General features: G+C 50.0%; 14 protein-coding genes, 2 tRNA genes and 2 pseudogenes. 8 read left to right on the top strand and 10 right to left on the bottom strand.

The window, feature by feature from the left end:
* Window positions 1-23: 23 nt before the first annotated feature.
* From MKZ32_RS07995 to MKZ32_RS07980, 5 genes are all read left to right on the top strand, one after another.
* Window positions 24-99, top strand: a tRNA-Ala gene (locus MKZ32_RS07995).
* A gap of 23 nt (window positions 100-122) precedes the next feature.
* Window positions 123-198: transfer RNA gene (locus tag MKZ32_RS07990), tRNA-Glu, on the top strand.
* A 175-nt stretch (window positions 199-373) separates the two neighbouring features.
* Entirely contained in the window at window positions 374-727 is a 354-nt protein-coding gene (locus MKZ32_RS15840; protein WP_478210035.1) for a S1C family serine protease, read from the top strand.
* Entirely contained in the window at window positions 724-996 is a 273-nt protein-coding gene (locus MKZ32_RS15835) for a PDZ domain-containing protein (protein ID WP_478210034.1), read from the top strand. Before MKZ32_RS15840 ends, MKZ32_RS15835 begins: the two co-directional genes overlap by 4 nt.
* Before the next feature lie 174 nt (window positions 997-1,170).
* Window positions 1,171-2,202: an IS30 family transposase gene (locus MKZ32_RS07980; protein WP_239796587.1), complete on the top strand. Its 1,032-nt coding sequence runs from the start codon at window positions 1,171-1,173 to the stop codon at window positions 2,200-2,202.
* 457 nt (window positions 2,203-2,659) lie between these two features.
* Here MKZ32_RS07980 and MKZ32_RS07975 read toward each other — a convergent pair whose 3' ends face one another.
* Together MKZ32_RS07975 and MKZ32_RS15685 are read right to left on the bottom strand one after the other, a co-directional pair.
* Entirely contained in the window at window positions 2,660-2,953 is a 294-nt protein-coding gene (locus MKZ32_RS07975) for an HU family DNA-binding protein (RefSeq protein WP_239796796.1), read from the bottom strand.
* A gap of 144 nt (window positions 2,954-3,097) precedes the next feature.
* Window positions 3,098-3,253: pseudogene (locus MKZ32_RS15685) on the bottom strand (IS30 family transposase); the annotation flags it as partial.
* A gap of 92 nt (window positions 3,254-3,345) precedes the next feature.
* Between MKZ32_RS15685 and MKZ32_RS07970 the strand changes: the two are divergent.
* Window positions 3,346-3,645: a hypothetical protein gene (locus MKZ32_RS07970; RefSeq protein WP_239796795.1), complete on the top strand. Its 300-nt coding sequence runs from the start codon at window positions 3,346-3,348 to the stop codon at window positions 3,643-3,645.
* Window positions 3,646-3,815: 170 nt separating this feature from the next.
* On the opposite strand, the gene tilS is transcribed toward MKZ32_RS07970, so the two are convergent.
* The 3 genes from tilS to MKZ32_RS07955 all read right to left on the bottom strand — a co-directional run bounded on the left by tilS (window position 3,816) and on the right by MKZ32_RS07955 (window position 7,256).
* Window positions 3,816-5,168: a tRNA lysidine(34) synthetase TilS gene (tilS, locus tag MKZ32_RS07965; protein WP_239796794.1), complete on the bottom strand. Its 1,353-nt coding sequence runs from the start codon at window positions 5,166-5,168 to the stop codon at window positions 3,816-3,818.
* Window positions 5,140-6,105 carry an acetyl-CoA carboxylase carboxyltransferase subunit alpha gene (locus MKZ32_RS07960; RefSeq protein ID WP_239796793.1) on the bottom strand — a complete coding sequence of 322 codons (966 nt, stop codon included), beginning with the start codon at window positions 6,103-6,105 and terminating at the stop codon, window positions 5,140-5,142. The genes tilS and MKZ32_RS07960 overlap by 29 nt, the downstream gene beginning before the upstream one ends.
* 113 nt (window positions 6,106-6,218) lie before the next feature.
* On the bottom strand, window positions 6,219-7,256 hold the full coding sequence (locus MKZ32_RS07955) for a hypothetical protein (protein ID WP_239796792.1): 1,038 nt from the start codon (window positions 7,254-7,256) through the stop codon (window positions 6,219-6,221).
* Window positions 7,257-7,620: 364 nt separating this feature from the next.
* Between MKZ32_RS07955 and MKZ32_RS07950 the strand changes: the two genes are divergently transcribed.
* Complete coding sequence (locus MKZ32_RS07950) at window positions 7,621-8,865, top strand: lipoprotein-releasing ABC transporter permease subunit (protein ID WP_239798120.1); 1,245 nt, start codon at window positions 7,621-7,623, stop codon at window positions 8,863-8,865.
* Window positions 8,858-9,538: a lipoprotein-releasing ABC transporter ATP-binding protein LolD gene (gene lolD / locus MKZ32_RS07945; protein ID WP_239796791.1), complete on the top strand. Its 681-nt coding sequence runs from the start codon at window positions 8,858-8,860 to the stop codon at window positions 9,536-9,538. The genes MKZ32_RS07950 and lolD overlap by 8 nt, the downstream gene beginning before the upstream one ends.
* Before the next feature lie 98 nt (window positions 9,539-9,636).
* Here lolD and MKZ32_RS07940 read toward each other — a convergent pair whose 3' ends face one another.
* From MKZ32_RS07940 to kdpB, 5 genes and pseudogenes are all read right to left on the bottom strand, one after another.
* Window positions 9,637-10,725 carry a porin gene (locus MKZ32_RS07940; protein ID WP_239796790.1) on the bottom strand — a complete coding sequence of 363 codons (1,089 nt, stop codon included), beginning with the start codon at window positions 10,723-10,725 and terminating at the stop codon, window positions 9,637-9,639.
* 368 nt (window positions 10,726-11,093) lie between these two features.
* Window positions 11,094-11,818, bottom strand: a pseudogene (gene kdpE / locus MKZ32_RS07935) (two-component system response regulator KdpE).
* Complete coding sequence (kdpD, locus tag MKZ32_RS07930; RefSeq protein ID WP_239796789.1) at window positions 11,784-14,573, bottom strand: two-component system sensor histidine kinase KdpD; 2,790 nt, start codon at window positions 14,571-14,573, stop codon at window positions 11,784-11,786. Before kdpD ends, kdpE begins: the two are co-directional and overlap by 35 nt.
* A 47-nt stretch (window positions 14,574-14,620) precedes the next feature.
* On the bottom strand, window positions 14,621-15,193 hold the full coding sequence (kdpC, locus tag MKZ32_RS07925; RefSeq protein ID WP_239796788.1) for a potassium-transporting ATPase subunit KdpC: 573 nt from the start codon (window positions 15,191-15,193) through the stop codon (window positions 14,621-14,623).
* 9 nt (window positions 15,194-15,202) lie between these two features.
* Entirely contained in the window at window positions 15,203-17,269 is a 2,067-nt protein-coding gene (gene kdpB, locus MKZ32_RS07920; RefSeq protein ID WP_239796787.1) for a potassium-transporting ATPase subunit KdpB, read from the bottom strand.
* Window positions 17,270-17,312: the final 43 nt, after the last annotated feature.

The raw sequence follows: 17,312 nt of genomic DNA, 5'->3' as shown, positions 1-17,312 counted from the left end.
TCATTATAATGCGCGCACATTTTGGGGGTATAGCTCAGCTGGGAGAGCGCTTGCATGGCATGCAAGAGGTCAGCGGTTCGATCCCGCTTATCTCCACCAAAATGGCATCATCAAGCCCTTTAGTCCCCATCGTCTAGAGGCCTAGGACACCGCCCTTTCACGGCGGTAACACGAGTTCGAATCTCGTTGGGGACGCCAATTAAACAATGGCTTATATAAATAAAGCCCATTATTCCTTGCATCTTGTCTCGTATTTATCTCGGAAATGTATTCCATTTGAGATCAGTAAACCGACAGTTTTTCATTCATCAGCACTAATTAATATTTGGCTCGTCAGCGATATGAGTTTTTTTTATTTCTCTAAGGAGAGTAAATGGCAACTTATAAGCAGATTCAAAAGGATATTCATAGCGTTCATAATTTAGGTATAAAAAGTTGCTGGCTTGCTCATGTAAAGAGGCTATGGTTTATTGCTTCGGCAGCATCGAGCCGAATTTCGCCAAATCACAATCCTGGCAACTCGGGCGGTCCGCTGCTGGATTCAGCGGGTCGTCTCATTGGCATCAATACCGCCGTCTACAGTCCCAGTGGGGCATCCGCCTGTATCGGTTTTGCTGTCCCTGTAGACACCGTAATGCGCGTGGTGCCACAACTAATCAAGAGTGGGAAATATACTCTCGTCCAGCTTTGGGTATCGAAGCTGATGAACAAATCAACGAACGATTGAATGCTATCACTGGCACCAAGGGTATAGTGGTACTGTGCGTGCATCCAAGATCAGCCGCCGAAAAAGTGGGTCTCAAGGGCGTGACAGTGACCCAACAAGGTATGACTCTTGGCGACATTCTCGTGGCGGTTAATGGCAAGGATGTCTATTCGGTACAAAAACTGCTGGCCCGTCTTGGTGACTACAAAGTCGGCGATGTAATCCAGCTGACTGTAATGCATCAAGGTGAAAAGCGGGACCTAGCTGTGGCCCTGCAACCGGGAAATTGAAGATAACGTTAACTGTGCGAAATTGATGCTCGTCTGTTCGAAGTGTGGTCACTTCAAGACCGAGACAGTGCCCATCGATGCCTGAAGTGGATAGGGAAACGCAATTACACCCTTGGATAAACCCGGCGCGCTCAATAACCAACCACAACACCTTGGAGAGGTTAAGGTGTTGGAATGGAGAAATCAGGAAAGCATTACAAGCAGTTGAATGCTGAAGAGCGCGCGACGATTATGCTAATGAAACGAGAAGGAAGTGGACTGAGGGAAATTGGGCGATTCTTGAAACGCTCGCCAAGCACTATCTCAAACGAGATTGCACGAGATTTGGGATGTGAGTCTGGCTACGTTGCCTCCTTGGCTGGCGAACAGGCACGCCGTTTGCGAATCAAGCCCCGTAGGCCATTGAAGCTCGTGGAGGGGAATCCGTTGTTTGAAGTTGTGAAGGAACATCTCAAGAAGAAATGGTCACCTGAGCAAATTGCAGGCACACTTAAAAGTATGTACCCAGATCAGCCTTCACAACGTGTAAGCCATGAAACGATTTACCACACCCTTTACGCCATGCCGCGTGGTGAACTGCGCCGTGAATTGATTGCCAGCTTACGCTGGAGTCGTGACAAGCGCCGTTCCAAGACCCGTGCTCCAGATGGTCGCGGACATATCGCAGAAATGCAGAGCATCCACCTGCGTCCGCCGGAAGTGGCGGATCGTTTGATAGCGGGGCACTGGGAAGCCGACATGATCAAAGGTGCGATGAACCGTTCCTCAGTCGGCACGCTGGTCGAACGCACTACATTACTGGTGGTGTTAGCCAAAATGGCTGATGGCACGGCGCAATCTGCCCTGGACGGTTTCAGTGAAGCGCTCAGTGCAATTCCGCCAGAGCTACGCAAGACCTTCACCTACGATCAGGGGCGCGAGATGAGCAAACACGTGCAACTGACTGAACGAACGGGTATGGCGGTTTACTTCTGCGACCCGCACAGCCCGTGGCAACGCGGCTTGAACGAAAATACGAACGGACTGCTGCGCCAGTATTTGCCGAAGGGAGTAGACCTGTCGACCTACACGCAAGAACAGTTGGATGAAATTGCTTGGAGTTTAAATACACGTCCGAGGAAATCGCTCGGATTTCGAACACCCGTAGCGGTTTACAACGAGCTCCTGCTCAATATGGAATTCGCTAAATTCGCGACTAAACATTAACTGTTGTGGTTGGTTCTTGAATCCGCCCCCAATAAAAAAGGTGTTGCGTAATTCATTATTACGCAACACCTTTAAGGTTAGATTACTGATTCTTGAAAATGTCAAAAAACTAGCCAATTCTCCTGAAATACGTCAGCTTCTTAAATCTTCTCTAACAGTCTCCGTTGCTTACGTTTAAGCGTTTTTTGGCGGGTGTGCTAGATGCTGATATGGTATTTATCCTTGGCGCATCTTTTCATCTTTTTTTATTTTTTTTGCGGCCTTTTTTTCTTTCAGTGTTTTCGTGGGTTCCTTCTTGACCGCCTTTTTACTTTCTTGACCTTTGCTCATAATTTTACTCCTTGATAATATTGAAATTATAAAGAATAACTCTGCTTCCGATTCTTGATTTAATTAATCTGCAGAAGATATAAAATATCGGATATCCCGCAGATTTTGGTAGTTAAACAATATCCTGTTATTTTTTCTTGGTTTTTGCACCAGCGACCGCATCTTTCAACTTACTACCGACTTTGAATTTAACAACATTCTTGGCTGATATCTTTAATTCTTTGCCTGTGGCTGGATTGCGGCCGATTCTTGCAGCGCGTGCTTCTACGGCAAAAGTACCAAAACCTATTAGTTGGACGTTATTGCCTTTTGTTAAAGAAGTTTGAATCGCCGCCGTTAGTGCATTTAAGGTTTCTTCTATACTAGACTTTGTCTGCTTAGTGGATTTGGCTACTGCATCAATCAATTCTGATTTATTCATGATGTTGACTTCCGTGTGGTTGAAAAGACGGTGAACTGTACCAAGTCATCGTATCAATTACAAGAAATTATAAAACTATTGACCCTGCAGTAACAAATTTAGTTGTATTAATCTTGTTGAGCTTACAATTTTAATTGGGCGGATTCAAGTTCGAAGTGCAACAGCTAATGTTGGTTTGGTGTAGCGCATCTCCACCCCGAATAGTACTTCATGCGGTGATCTGAAACCCAGCACTTTGCGTGGCCGGTGGTTGAGTCGTTCTACCGCTCGCTGCACTTGCTCTTCAGTAACATCAGTAATAACAACTATAGCTATTCCTCAATTAGGCTAGAATGCACTTACATAATTAAATGCTAAGAAACTGGATGATAAAATGGTTCAAATTACCTCAAATGAGCGAAATAAGGGAAATGAAAGTAAAGCATGAGGTAATAAGCAAGCATCTATCAAATATTATTCCGGGGTGTAAAGTCAGGCACAAGCATGAATTTGATGCTAACGAAGTGGTTTTTTATATGGAAATTTCCGGAATTACCAAAGAATTCAAAATTAGTGATCACTATTTACAGGACTATACAACCATTGAACTCTTTGACTTTATTAAGCAAAAAGAAGTTATAAAAATTATTTCTACTTATGGAAAAGTTAAGATATTGATAAGGGAAGGTTACCCTACAGTTAGCTATAGATAATCCGAAAAGTGATCTATACGACATATTCAATCTAGTCGATTAACAGGAGTCTGCACAAAGTTATCAAAAACTCGTAGTTCATCCTGACTATTTTACCTAGCACTAGTGGACAATATTAATCTGGACTGGAAAGCCACTCTGAACTGCTTCACCATCCAGTAGCCGGGAATTTATTCCGTATTGAGATCTGCGCGCCAAATGACCACCACTCCAGCTTCATCCGGTTGAGCCTGATATGTACTGGCTATTGCTATGCCAGGGACACACACTAAGTCAGTATCGCAAAAAAGCAAGGGTAATAAGTCGCGTTGCCATGGTAGCATCCCATGCTCTTGCAACAGATTTTTTAAGTCGCGTTGCGGTCGCGCCGCATTCACTCGAATGTTTTCGCCACCACGACGCGAACGAATTTTGGCAATTCCAAGTTGTAACTTTGCCACACTGATACCCTGTCCGATGGTATTTCTAAAATGAAGCACACCGTGTGGTGGAGGCAACAATATTTCTGCTTCACCATGCCACGTAACGGTAAAATCAATCGGTGGCGGCAACGCAGGCATGGTGTAAGCGTGGTCGCGATATCGACGCATTTGCCAGCCCTGCCAGTCGATGCACACCTGCGCATCTTGGCGAGCATTGCACAGCTGGCGCAGCATTTCTTGTAGCCGTGTACTGTCCGGAATGGCTGCCCCCTGCGCTGTAAGGAAATAACGCAATAAATTTTTCCCCCGTACAATGCCTAACACACGCAATTGCTTAATATCCAAACAGTTATTCGATATTGCCCCATCCGCATCCTGTTGTGCCAATTGATCCAGCAGTTCAGTTGCTTCGGCAAAATGTTGTGCGCTGCGCAACAAAGTTTTGCGGTAGGTTGGAAAGCGTTGTTCTAACAGCGGCAGTATGCGATGACGTAAAAAATTGCGTGGGTAAGTGTCATCAGCGTTGCTTTCATCTTCCACCCATTGGAGGTTATGTTGTTGGGCGTATTCCAGCAATATGGAACGAGGAATATTAAGTAAAGGGCGTAACAGTGTTGGGGCATTGGTACGATACTTTATCGCTGGCATAGCGCTTGCGCCACGCACCCCAGCCCCGCGCAACAATTGCAGCAGCAAAGTTTCAGCTTGATCATCAAGATGATGCGCCAGCGCTACAAAATCCACCTGCTGTTGTGCAAGCGCGGCGTGACGAAGTTTTCGCGCCGCCGCCTCAATGCCTAGCGAGCGTAACGGCGCGATATCTACATGTTCGACTTGCAGGGAGACTCCATAGAGCGCGCACAAATCAGCACAAAATACCGCCCAAACATCCGCCTGCGGGCTGATACCGTGATGTACATGCAATGCGCTTAAACGCCATGAGCAACGGAGGGAAAGCTGCTGTAGCAGGTGCAGCAGGACGACCGAATCAACACCACCGCTTAATCCGAGCAGGATGGAGCTGTCCGCAGGAAGCAAGGGTGAGAGCGCGTCGGCGACGTGCTCTGTTAAATCAAAGCTCGACTTCCTTGAATTTGCCATAGCCCATTACGCGGTTGAAACGGATCTGTAATAACTTGTCTATGGAGTGAGATTGCACCTGTTTCAGGGCGTCTTGTAAGCTTTTTTTCAGAGTCAGCATCATTGCTTCACAATCACGGTGAGCACCGCCCAGCGGTTCGTTAACGATCTTGTCAATCAACCCTAACGTCTTCAATCTGGTCGCGGTGATACCCAGCGTTTCAGCCGCATCAGCCGTCTTGTCTGCATTTTTCCAAAGGATGGCAGCGCAGCCTTCTGGCGAGATGACTGAGTATGTGGCGTATTGCAGCATCAACAACACGTCACCGACCGCAATGGCCAACGCGCCACCAGAGCCGCCCTCTCCGATCACCGTACAAATCAATGGCACCCGTAGTTCTGCCATCACATACAAGCTTTTTCCGATGGCTTCGGACTGACCACGTTCTTCGGCACCAATTCCGGGGTATGCACCCGGAGTGTCAATAAAAGTCATAATGGGAATATCGAATTTCTCCGCCAGCCGCATCAAGCGCATCGCTTTGCGGTAGCCCTCGGGGCGAGGCATGCCAAAGTTGCGATATTGTCGCTCCTTGGTATCCCGCCCTTTTTGATGTCCGATCACCATTACACTTTGGCCATTAAAACGCGCCAGCCCGCCGACGATAGCCGGATCATCGGCATAGGAGCGATCTCCATGCAGTTCCTCAAAATCAGTAAACAGGTGCTGAATGTAATCTAGCGTGTAGGGGCGCTGTGGATGGCGTGACACTTGCGAGATTTGCCACGGTGTGAGCTTGGCGTAAATATCCTTAGCTAACGCCTGGCTTTTTATTTGTAGACGGTTAATTTCATCGGAAATATCAAGTGCAGAATCATTCTGTACAAAGCGCAGTTGCTCAATTTTGCCTGCCAATTCGGCGATGGGCTGCTCAAAATCCAAGAAGATAGCTTTCATAAATTTCGTATTTATTTGCGTATTCAAATGATACAGTATCTGGTTAGCCAGGCCAAAGAAGCGCGGATAGAATTTTGTTGGATTGCTGAAAAATTTTAGTTTGGTTATTTACGCTATGCCAACGCATATTGCGCCAAAGATTTAGACAAACGCCACGGCTTCCACACCGCACTGCGCGTCAACACAAATCGATTGACAACGCCTGCATTCAGTACATTCAAGCTCAGCTGCTTGATGTGCCCGTTACGCAGTGCTTTCCATAATGGTGCGATATAACTTTGCTCCAGGCATTGCACTGAATCGCGCCAGGCATGCAGGTCGCCTTGTTGGAAAGGCCGGCGCAAACCTTCCCAGATGATTAGCATATCACCCTCATTATCATCAACATACGGGCTTAAATCATCCGGCAATATCTGATAGGAAATGCCTGCCGCCTGTGCGAAAGCCCCGGCCAGAAAACTGTCACCACAAACTTTCGTATACGGCCGTGCCAATTGCTCTACCGCATGCCCTCCTCCCCACAGCCATATACTGTTTATGGGCAAATCACCATGCACCTCGCGCGCCTGATTAACAGCATGTTCGAAAAAAAGCATTTGGATTTCGTTGAAGATTTTATGCCAACGCAAGGCATCCTGTCCTTTCGGCAAATGCGTTTGTACATTCCTGCCTGCCACCTGTGACAAAGGACGTGTCACGATGTCTGGAATGCTCTCCATGTAGAGATACCAGCGCTGCGGATGAGGCGAAAAAAAACTTAAACCTTCAGCAGCAAAATGTGTATTCAAACTGGCGCACAGCTGAGTCGCTTCATCAGCATTTAATGGTACATCCGGATGCAAAAACAATTGCGTGCGCTGCATCTGCAAATGTACTGGGTCTGCACGTAACCAATAGCCGGTACCTGGCTGCATCCCGTCCGCCATCACGGTAATCGGTGCGATGGGTTCGTCCAATTGTCGTGCGATACCAAAAGCCCGGCATAGCCACTCTTCCAGCGTACCTGTTGAATAAACTTCTGATGGTAACAATTCACACTTGGCACGCGCCAGCATTTTCTCAAGGACAGGCACTGACAGATCGGCGCAAGCATCGACAGAAATCTCTTGCGGCAAGAATAGATCAAGGATAACGATGTCTACATTTTTCATGTTGAATTTGTCTGAAAGTACTTAATCAGGATATTGCGTAAATTGATGCATACTTTTGTTGCTCTTGATGAATGACCACGTTGATCTTCACCTTGTTGCTTATCCAACAACAAAAAAACCGCAGAAATGGACGATTTTTGCGAATGATCGCTGTGCAATATTCTTGTCAAAACCAATTCGGCCAGCGTCCAAAACCCTGAGTAATCGCCTCATATCCAATCAAGAAACCCCCTTGAATCTTTTTTCGTATAGGGATACCAGAGACAGCTGTCGTGAAGTAATTTTTTATCCGTACTAGTTTACCATCCCACAGGGAACGCTCTTGTGGCAAACTAGCGCCCAATTCATTTCGAACTCTTCAACTTTGCGTCCTTACGAACTCTTTATCGGTCTGCGTTACACCCGTGCCAAGCGGCGCAATCATTTCATTTCCTTTATTTCGCTTATCTCCATGCTGGGTATGGGCTTGGGTGTGGCCGCGCTGATTGTAGTGCTGTCGGTGATGAACGGTTTCCAAAAAGAAATCCGTACACGTATTCTAGGTATCGCGCCCCACCTGCAAATCAGTGAAGAGGGAAACTATATGGTCGATTGGCAACCTACCTTACAGCTCACGGCAAAATATCCGCAAGTAGCGGCTGCCGCGCCTTTCGTGAATGGACAAGGCATGGTGTCGTTTGATCAAAACGTACAGGGCGTAATGGTACGCGGCATTTTGCCGCAGCATGAAAGCAAAGTGATAGACCTTTCCGACAAGATGAAAGCCGGTTCGCTGGAAGCCTTACGGGAAGGCAGTTTCGGCATCGTGCTGGGTTCAGACTTGGCACGCACGCTAGGGGCACATCTGAATGACAAGGTGTTACTCATCTCTCCTCAGGGGCAGATCACGCCTGCTGGAATGGTGCCGCGCCTCAAGCAATTCCGCGTAGTCGGCATTTTTGAGATCGGTATGGCGCCATATGACAATGCGCTGGCACTAATTCACCTGAATGACGCGCAGAAGCTCTATCAAATGGGTAGTGCGGTAAGCGGCATCAGCGCACGTCTGAATGATCTCGATTTGGCTCCGCAGGTAGCCATCGAGATACAACGCATCTTACCGCGCAATACCTACGTTAGTGACTGGACGCGCCAGCACTCTAATTATTTCCGCGCAGTGCAGATCGAAAAGAAAATGATGTTTATCATTCTCTCACTCATCGTTGCGGTAGCCGCGTTCAATATTGTCTCCACGCTGGTAATGGCGGTTACCGATAAACAAGCCGACATCGCCATTCTGCGCACGCTCGGTGCTTCGCCCGCCAGCATTATGAAAATTTTCATTGTACAAGGCGCCCTGATTGGCCTGATCGGCTCGGTATTCGGCGTTGGAGGAGGCATACTGCTAAGCCTCAACATCGACACTGTGGTTCCGTTTATAGAACGACTGCTGGGCATGCACTTTCTTTCGAAGGAAGTGTATTTTATCAACGAGCTGCCCTCCGATTTACAGCGCGACGATGTGCTGGTCGTGGCATGTTTCTCCTTTCTCATCAGCCTGCTCGCTACGCTTTATCCAAGTTGGCGCGCATCCAGAACACAACCGGCGGAGGCGCTACGCTATGAGTGAGATGGTTATTTCCTGCCGCAATTTATGCAAAATCTTTGTGCAAGGAAAACTCAATGTACCCGTGCTTACCGGCGTTAACATTGACGTCATGCGCGGTGAACGTATCGCCATCGTAGGTAGCTCCGGCTCCGGCAAAAGCACCCTGCTCCACTTGCTCGGTGGATTGGACAAGGCCAGCAGCGGCAGCGTCGCCCTCCTCGGCCACGATGTGCAAGCCATGAATGAAGCAGAGCGCGGTACTCTGCGTAACCGGGCGCTGGGTTTTGTGTACCAGTTCCATCATCTGCTAGCGGAATTCACCGCACTGGAAAATGTTGCCATGCCATTACTGATCCGTGGCATGAAGCGCAGTGAAACAGCCCCGATTGCCGCGCGCATGCTCGGGCTAGTAGGTCTCGCACAACGTACGGAGCATCTGCCCGCCGAACTTTCCGGTGGTGAACGTCAGCGTGTCGCCGTAGCGCGCGCACTCGTCACCGAGCCAGCCTGCGTATTAGCCGACGAGCCTACAGGAAATCTTGACCGCGCCAGTGCGCAAGCATTATTTGAACTGATGCAAGAGCTCAATTCCAGGCTTAATACCAGTTTCATCGTAGTCACCCACGACTTGGAGCTAGCGGGGAAAATGCAGCGTCAACTTCGCCTGATGGATGGAGTACTGCACGAAGCGTGATTGCCGTAGTGACTTTTGTCGCAATGGCGGGAAATCGCGTCGATACATCAAGTAAGGGCTGAAGGATTGACAGTACACAGTTTTGTTGCAATGATTCATCAGAAACTTATAGCCAAAGCCGTTGTCACAAAAGCATTGTTGTTAGCGATATTATTATTATTTTTAATGAAAATATTGTCTTTGCTACTTAATGTCCTAGCTTCAATTCTCCACACAATATTATTCGCAATGTTATAGTCAAAATTAGTTGAGAAACCCCATGTTTTAAAACCATTAGGTGTGCCAGTTGCGATAATCACTCCATTTTTATCATCATAATATTCCGCTCTTATAGCGATAGCAGTTTTTGCTGCTGGCGTATATTTCAAAATTATCGATGGGTTGACCCACGTATTCATGGCTGAAGAGTCTTTGCTTTTTTGTTCGGCTCCCATATCAAAACCAAATATTGCGGCAAGCTCACTATTCAGTTGAAAAACCCCATAAAAATTATTGAAATAACGCATTTTCTTATCATTATCAGGCTTGTCGTTTCCAATAAATGTGCTCCAATTCAAGGTTACTTTTGCGGAAGGCTTATAAGTAACCTGCGTACCAAAGGAAGGGGAAAAATTCCCCTCCACGCGTCGAATATGTTGCCAACCATTCAGAACTAAGGCACTCACAAACCATATGCCATTCTCTGACGTATAACTGATTTTGGCGCCAGTTTCATAATAAGGTGTGTTATCTGCTCCTATACTTCTGGTCAAAGTCCAATTGTCTTTACCAACGGCACTTTCAAAACCAATATGTGAAGAAAAGACACCAGCATCAAACCACAGGTTATTTTTATTAGAAAGCTTCAGGCCAACATTGCTTTCATAGATATTATTCAATACGCCAGGCTCAGATGCATAATTAGCATTCATATAAGTACCAGCAGCTAATGCGAGATTAGCTCTGACACTATCTGTGTTGTACGATCCTTTCACAAAAGCCAAATTCACTGAAACCTCATTATTTTTGTTATAGCTATAAATAAATGGTGGTTTAGTGTTATTTATTGGTCTATTAAAATCGTAGCTATAGTATGTTTCAGCATAACCGTTAAAGGTTAATGCGGTATCTGGTTTTTTATCTTCTGCGTGAGCAAAGCCGCCTGTAAATGCAGCTATCGCTGTGGTAGCGAGAATCAGTTTTTTCATGATATTTCCATTACTAATGGTTTTAGTTGTACAGGTGTTGCGCAGTCACAATTGAAAGTGCTTTTCAAAAGCCGGCATCATCACTTTCATCCGAATTTATTTGGATGATGAGCAGATTAGCGGAAACGATCTAAAAATTTTGTAAAAACATGCTTGTCAGGCATAAATGAAATGTAAAAATTGATATTGTCTGGCTGCGTGCCGAAATAGCGAGTTATCGAACGTTTTCCTTGCCCGAACTGAGATCGGTTGGGGCACAGATTTTAACGTCCGGATGCTGGAAGAGGCTGCCAAGTACAAATGATGGCAACCAAGAAGATGCAAATGGGACGCTACCATTTTTTAAAAGCGCTCTGAGGCAAACGAATTTACAAAGGTAAAAGTAGTCGGTAGCCCACAGCAGTTTCAGTAAGAAGATAGCGAGGCTGCGCTGGATTATCCTCTAGCTTTTGCCGTAAATGCCCCATGTAGACACGCAGATAATGGCTACTCTCGGAGTGCGACGGCCCCATACTTCACGAAGCAATTGTGGGTTGGTTATCACCCGTCCCGCATTGGTCACAAGTACCATAAGTAACCGATATTCAGTCGGAGTCAAATGCACTACTTGATTTGCCTTTGTCACAAGGCGTGCCTTGATATCTACCTTGATATCACCAAACTGGATTACTCCATGTAGATTCACATTTGGCTGGCGCAACCGCCGCACGGCGGAACGCACGCGTGCAAGTAATTCGCCAACCCCGAATGGCTTGGTCAGATAGTCGTCAGCGCCGGCATCGAGCGCGCGGATCTTGTCTGCCTCATTAGTGCGCGCTGACAGTACGATAATCGGCACGGTAGACCAATCCCGGACGTCGACAATGAAATCGACGCCATCGCCATCAGGCAATCCGAGATCGAGGATGATCAAGTCCGGCTTGCGTGTCCCGGCATCGATCAAGCCGCGTTTCATCGTTTCCGATCCGAAGACTTGCCATCCTTCTTCTTCCAGCGCAGTGCGCACAAAACGCTGTATTTGTGGTTCGTCTTCGACCAGAAGAACAATTGGCATGGATTCAGTCATGGTGTGTGTTACCGATGTTCGCCTCACTCTCGTCCATGTCAGGCATGGCGGGAGGCGTGCCGAGGGGAAGAGTAAAGACGATGGACGCTCCGCCACCCGCTGCCTGTCCAGCGCGGATGGCACCCCCATGCGCCTCGACGATGGCGCGACAAATCGCCAGACCCAGACCGACGCCGGGAATCGATGATTCACGTTTACCGCGTGTGAATTTTTCAAATATCGCTTCTTCCTTGCCAGCCGGAAGGCCGGGTCCATTATCGATCACCGCAACTTCCAGAAACTGGCCGCTGACTTCCGCTGCAATAACGATACGCGAACCGGCCGGCGTGTATTTGGTCGCGTTTTCCAGCAGGTTGCACAACACACGCTCGATCAATACGGCGTCGATATGTATCAGTGGCAAGTCGCGTGCAAGTCGGGTCTGCACCTCATGGCTGCCGAGGAATGATTGGCTGGCGCGCAATGCGCTACCGACCACTTCTTCAAACGGTTGCCACTGCAAATTGAATTTGACTTCCCCGCTCTGGATACGCGCCATGTCGAGCAGGTTCGACACCAGATTGCTCATACGTAGTGTTTCATTATGCAACGCGTCGGCAAGTGCCTGCTGTCCTGATGCCAGTGGCGGTTTGAACCGGGCCAGCGATTCGGACAAGCCCACCAGTGAGGTGAGCGGCGTGCGCAAGTCATGCGACAGTGCCGCCAGCAAGGAATTGCGCAGCATTTCCGATTCCATGCGCACCAGCGCGTCCTGTGCGACCTCAATGTAGTGCACCCGTTCCAGTGCGATCGCCGCCAACACGGCGAAGGTATCGAGCTGTTGACGTTGTTCCGGAATCAATATCCAGCGACGGCTTTCCGGCTGTATGGCCAGCACGCCACGGGTGCGCATCGGCGCAACCAGCGGCAGGTAAAAGAAATGACTACCCGGCAGCGTGTCGGTGCCGATACCGGCCGCTGTTGCGTGATCGAATGCCCATTGGGCGATGCCCATATCGAGTACTGCCCTATTGGAATTTCTGGATAATTCTCCCACGACAAGCGGTGGAGGTTGCAAGAGGCCTGCATCGTCCGGTAAGAGCAGTGTCGCCTGGGCACGGAAAGTACGGGCAATGAATGTGCGCGTAATTTCGAATATCTGCTCAGTTTGCAATGCACTGGATAATTCGCGCGCAAATTCATACAAAGCACGCGAACGGGATTCGCGATGTAAGGCGACACGCGCCTGATAACGCAGGCCCGAAGTCAAATGCGCGGTGATCAATCCAACCACCAGCATTACCGCAAAGGTCACCACATATTGAAAGTCGCTGACCGCGAAGGAAAATCGCGGCGACACAAAAAAGAAATCGAATGCTGCAACGCCCACGATGGTAGCGGTCACCGCCGGCCCGCGCCCGAAGCGCACCGCAATCAGCACAACGGTCAGCAAGAACAGCATCACGATGTTGGCAAGATCGAGGTACGGCAATAACGGTGTGGCGATCACCGCCGTCAATAGACTCGCGGCGGTCGCCCACACATAATGCCATTGGCGTTGCTTGCGGGGCGAAAGGGATTCCACTTCATCTGCTGGTGGTTGAGTAAGGCTTAGCGCAACACCGGGCGCATTCGATTCTTCGGCAGTCTGCAATGGTTCCGAACTGGCTAGACCTAGTTGGGTCAAATCGATATCCGGGGCAAGGGCGGCAACACGTTTCAGATGCGGGGTATGCCAAGGCCACGTCGGAAGGCTGCGTCCCAGTATGATTTTCGAGAAATTTTGGCTGCGCGCATAATTCACGATCTCCAACGCAACATCGTTCCCGGACAGGATAGCCGTCGTAGCGCCAAGACTCTCGCCAAGTTTCAATGTCCTCAAAATGCGTTCGCGTTGCGCGGGCAGCAGGCGCTGCAATTGTGGCGTTTCAATGTAAATCACATGCCAGTCCGCATTCAACTGGCTGGCCAATCGTGCGGTGCTGCGAATAACATGCTCGGCCCCCGAATGTGGTCCAATGCAAGCCAGCAGTGCGGAATCAGTTTTCCATACCGTGTTGATGGATTTCTCTATCCGATACGCCTGCACATCATCCTCTATCCGATCGGCGGTACGGCGCAGCGCAAGTTCGCGCAATGCGATGAGATTGCCTTTGCGGAAAAAATTGCGCGAAGCACGTTCCACGTGTTGCGCCTGATAGACTTTGCCCACCTTGAGCCGTGCCAGCAGTTCATCGGCCGGAATATCAACTAGTACAACTTCATCGGCCTCATCGAAGACCGTATCCGGCAAGGTTTCCGATACGCGAATGCCGGTGATGCCACCGACAACGTCATTCAAACTTTCCAGGTGTTGCACATTCAGTGTCGTGAAAACGTCGATGCCGGCATCCAGCAACTCTTCAACATCCTGCCAACGCTTTGGATGGCGTGAACCAGGTGCGTTCGAATGCGCCAGCTCATCGATCAGGATCAAAACAGGACGGCGCGCCAGCGCGGCATCGATATCGAATTCGGTAAGTGCCTTGCCCCGATAATCGATGGTCTTCAATGGTAGAACATCGAGCCCCTCAAGCAACGAGGCGGTTTCGCTGCGACCGTGCGTTTCGACAATACCAACTACCACGTCATGGCCGTCAGCCTGCAGCTTGCGGGCTGCGGTCAGCATCGCATAGGTTTTACCGACGCCCGCCGACGCGCCGAAATATATGCGGAGCTTGCCGCGCGCGGCGCGACGCTCCTGCGCTTGTACTTGCGCCAGCAAGGCATCCGGGTCCGGGCGTTGGTCGTTGTTTGGATACATAAGTCAGTGGGATGATTCAGCCTATTTTACGATTCAACAGTACCAATTTAACGCCGCTGATCCAGTGCAAGATTCAATGCAAGCACATTCACGCGCGGTTCGCCGAAGAAACCTAAATACCGGGATTCTCTGTGTTGATCGATGATGCTGCGCACTTCATCGACAGGCAATTGTCGCGCGCGCGCGATGCGACCAGTCTGGTAATACGCCGCAGCCACGCTGATTTCCGGGTCCAGGCCGCTGGCCGATGCGGTCACCAGATCGACCGGAATCGGCGCGGTATTGGCTGGATCGGCGGCTTTCAATGCATCGATGCGGCCCTTTACCGCGTCGATCAGGGCCGGGTTGAGCGGTCCTTGATTGGAACCGCTGGAAGCGGTGGCATTGTTCGGCATCGGGCTGGTGGCAGATGGTCTCCCCCAGAAATATTTCGGAGAAGAAAACGCCTGACCGATCAGCGAAGAACCTACCGGCTGACCGCCGCGTAACACCAAGCTGCCTGTGGCCTGACTGGCAAAGGCAACTTGCCCGATACCAGTGATCGCATACGGATACAACACACCACAGAGTAGCGTCAGTGCGGCAAACAACACGAACGCTGGTCGAAGAATGGATATCATGTGAAGCTCCTAAACGAGATTAAAAACGGTCAGTGTCATATCAATCAGCTTGATTCCGACAAACGGCACCAGAATGCCGCCCAATCCGTAAATCAGCAGATTACGGCGCAATAACAATGCCGCGCCGACCGCACGGTATTTGACGCCTTTCAAAGCCAACGGAATCAACACCACGATAATCAGCGCATTGAAAATAACCGCCGACATGATGGCCGACGACGGACTGGTCAGATGCATCACGTCGAGCGCCTTTAATTGCGGATAGGTGGTCACGAATGCGGCCGGGATGATCGCAAAGTATTTGGCAATATCGTTGGCGATCGAAAACGTGGTCAGCGAACCGCGCGTCATCAGCATCTGCTTACCAATTTCGACGATTTCCAGGAGCTTGGTCGGATTGGAATCGAGATCGACCATGTTGCCGGCTTCTTTCGCCGCCTGTGTACCAGAATTCATTGCCACCGCCACGTCAGCCTGCGCCAGCGCCGGTGCATCGTTGGTGCCGTCACCCGTCATCGCAACCAGGCGGCCTTGCGCCTGATAGCTACGGATCAGCTTGAGCTTTTCTTCCGGTGTCGCCTCCGCCAGGAAGTCATCGACGCCGGCTTCAGCCGCAATCGCAGCGGCGGTCAGCTTATTGTCGCCGGTGATCATTACGGTTTTGATACCCATCCGGCGCAATTCGGCAAAGCGTTCCTTGATGCCGCCCTTGACGATATCCTTCAATTCGATTGTCCCCATCACACGACCATCATCCACCACAACGAGCGGGGTACTGCCGCGACGCGCGATATCGTCCACCGTTCTGGCTACCTCGGCGGGGAATGGACGCCCCAGCGATTCGACGTATTTTTTCAGCGCGTCGGCCGCACCCTTGCGAATCGCACGTTCGCCGATATCAACGCCGCTCATGCGAGTTTGGACCGTGAACGGCACGAATGTCGCGTTGAGTTCTGCCATCTCGCGCTCGCGAATATTGAAACGCTGCTTGGCCAGGATCACAATACTGCGTCCTTCCGGTGTTTCATCGGCTAACGATGCCAGCTGCGCGACATCAGCCAGCTGTGCTTCGGTAATGCCGGGCGCCGGCATGAATGCGGATGCCTGACGATTGCCGAGCGTGATGGTGCCGGTCTTGTCCAGCAACAGCACATCGACATCGCCCGCCGCTTCGACGGCACGGCCTGAAGTCGCGATCACGTTGGCTTGCATCATACGACTCATGCCGGCCACGCCGATGGCGGATAGCAAGCCGCCGATCGTGGTCGGGATCAGACATACCAATAGCGCAATCAATACTGTAATCGTGACCGGCTCACCCGCCTTGGCCGCTTCGACTGAAAACAGCGACATCGGCAGCAAGGTGACGGTCACCACCAAAAAGATGATGGTAAGCGCGACCAATAAAATGGTCAGCGCGATTTCGTTCGGCGTCTTCTGCCGTTTAGCACCTTCAACCATGGCGATCATGCGGTCGATAAATGCTTCGCCGGGATTGACCGAGATGCGCACGACCAGCCAATCGGATAGTACGCGCGTGCCGCCGGTGACGGCGGAAAAATCGCCGCCCGACTCACGAATCACAGGCGCGGATTCGCCGGTAATTGCGCTTTCATCCACCGATGCGACACCTTCGATCACTTCGCCGTCGGCAGGAATCACGTCACCCGCTTCAACCAGCACCGTATCGCCTTTGCGCAGGTCAGATGCGGAAGTGGGCAACCAGGGAGTGTCATGCCGCGGTGTCACCAGCTTCTTCGCCATGACTGTTTGTTTCAGTGCGCGCAATGATGCTGCCTGTGCCTTGCTGCGGCCTTCAGCCATCGATTCGGCGAAGTTGGCAAACAATACGGTGAACCATAACCACACCGTAGTGGCGAGAATAAAGCCGGGACTCGCCTCGCCTTTGCCGGTGATGGATTGGATAAACAGCAAGGTGGTGATAATGCTGCCGACATAGACAACAAACATGACAGGGCTGCGCCACTGCGTGCGTGGGTGCAGTTTTTTGAACGCATCGATGATGGCTGGGCCGATCAATGTGGAATCAAAAAGCGTCAAGCTTTTGCGCGACATGACTGTCGCCGTCTTGGATTCTGGCATATGCATGGCAGGTGTC

The organism is Candidatus Nitrotoga arctica (assembly GCF_918378365.1).
GTDB lineage: Bacteria > Pseudomonadota > Gammaproteobacteria > Burkholderiales > Gallionellaceae > Nitrotoga > Nitrotoga arctica.
This window is presented reverse-complemented; position numbering and strand designations above follow the sequence as displayed.

What these genes read in the sequence shown, in the direction of transcription:
- MKZ32_RS15840 (WP_478210035.1), top strand. Translation starts at nt 374, where the DNA reads ATGGCAACTTATAAGCAGATTCAAAAGGATATTCATAGCGTTCATAAT.
- MKZ32_RS07980 (WP_239796587.1), top strand. Translation starts at nt 1,171, where the DNA reads ATGGAGAAATCAGGAAAGCATTACAAGCAGTTGAATGCTGAAGAGCGC.
- MKZ32_RS07975 (WP_239796796.1), bottom strand. Translation starts at nt 2,953, where the DNA reads ATGAATAAATCAGAATTGATTGATGCAGTAGCCAAATCCACTAAGCAG.
- MKZ32_RS07970 (WP_239796795.1), top strand. Translation starts at nt 3,346, where the DNA reads ATGAGCGAAATAAGGGAAATGAAAGTAAAGCATGAGGTAATAAGCAAG.
- tilS (WP_239796794.1), bottom strand. Translation starts at nt 5,168, where the DNA reads ATGGCAAATTCAAGGAAGTCGAGCTTTGATTTAACAGAGCACGTCGCC.
- MKZ32_RS07960 (WP_239796793.1), bottom strand. Translation starts at nt 6,105, where the DNA reads ATGAAAGCTATCTTCTTGGATTTTGAGCAGCCCATCGCCGAATTGGCA.
- MKZ32_RS07955 (WP_239796792.1), bottom strand. Translation starts at nt 7,256, where the DNA reads ATGAAAAATGTAGACATCGTTATCCTTGATCTATTCTTGCCGCAAGAG.
- lolD (WP_239796791.1), top strand. Translation starts at nt 8,858, where the DNA reads ATGAGTGAGATGGTTATTTCCTGCCGCAATTTATGCAAAATCTTTGTG.
- MKZ32_RS07940 (WP_239796790.1), bottom strand. Translation starts at nt 10,725, where the DNA reads ATGAAAAAACTGATTCTCGCTACCACAGCGATAGCTGCATTTACAGGC.
- kdpD (WP_239796789.1), bottom strand. Translation starts at nt 14,573, where the DNA reads ATGTATCCAAACAACGACCAACGCCCGGACCCGGATGCCTTGCTGGCG.
- kdpC (WP_239796788.1), bottom strand. Translation starts at nt 15,193, where the DNA reads ATGATATCCATTCTTCGACCAGCGTTCGTGTTGTTTGCCGCACTGACG.
- kdpB (WP_239796787.1), bottom strand. Translation starts at nt 17,269, where the DNA reads ATGTCGCGCAAAAGCTTGACGCTTTTTGATTCCACATTGATCGGCCCA.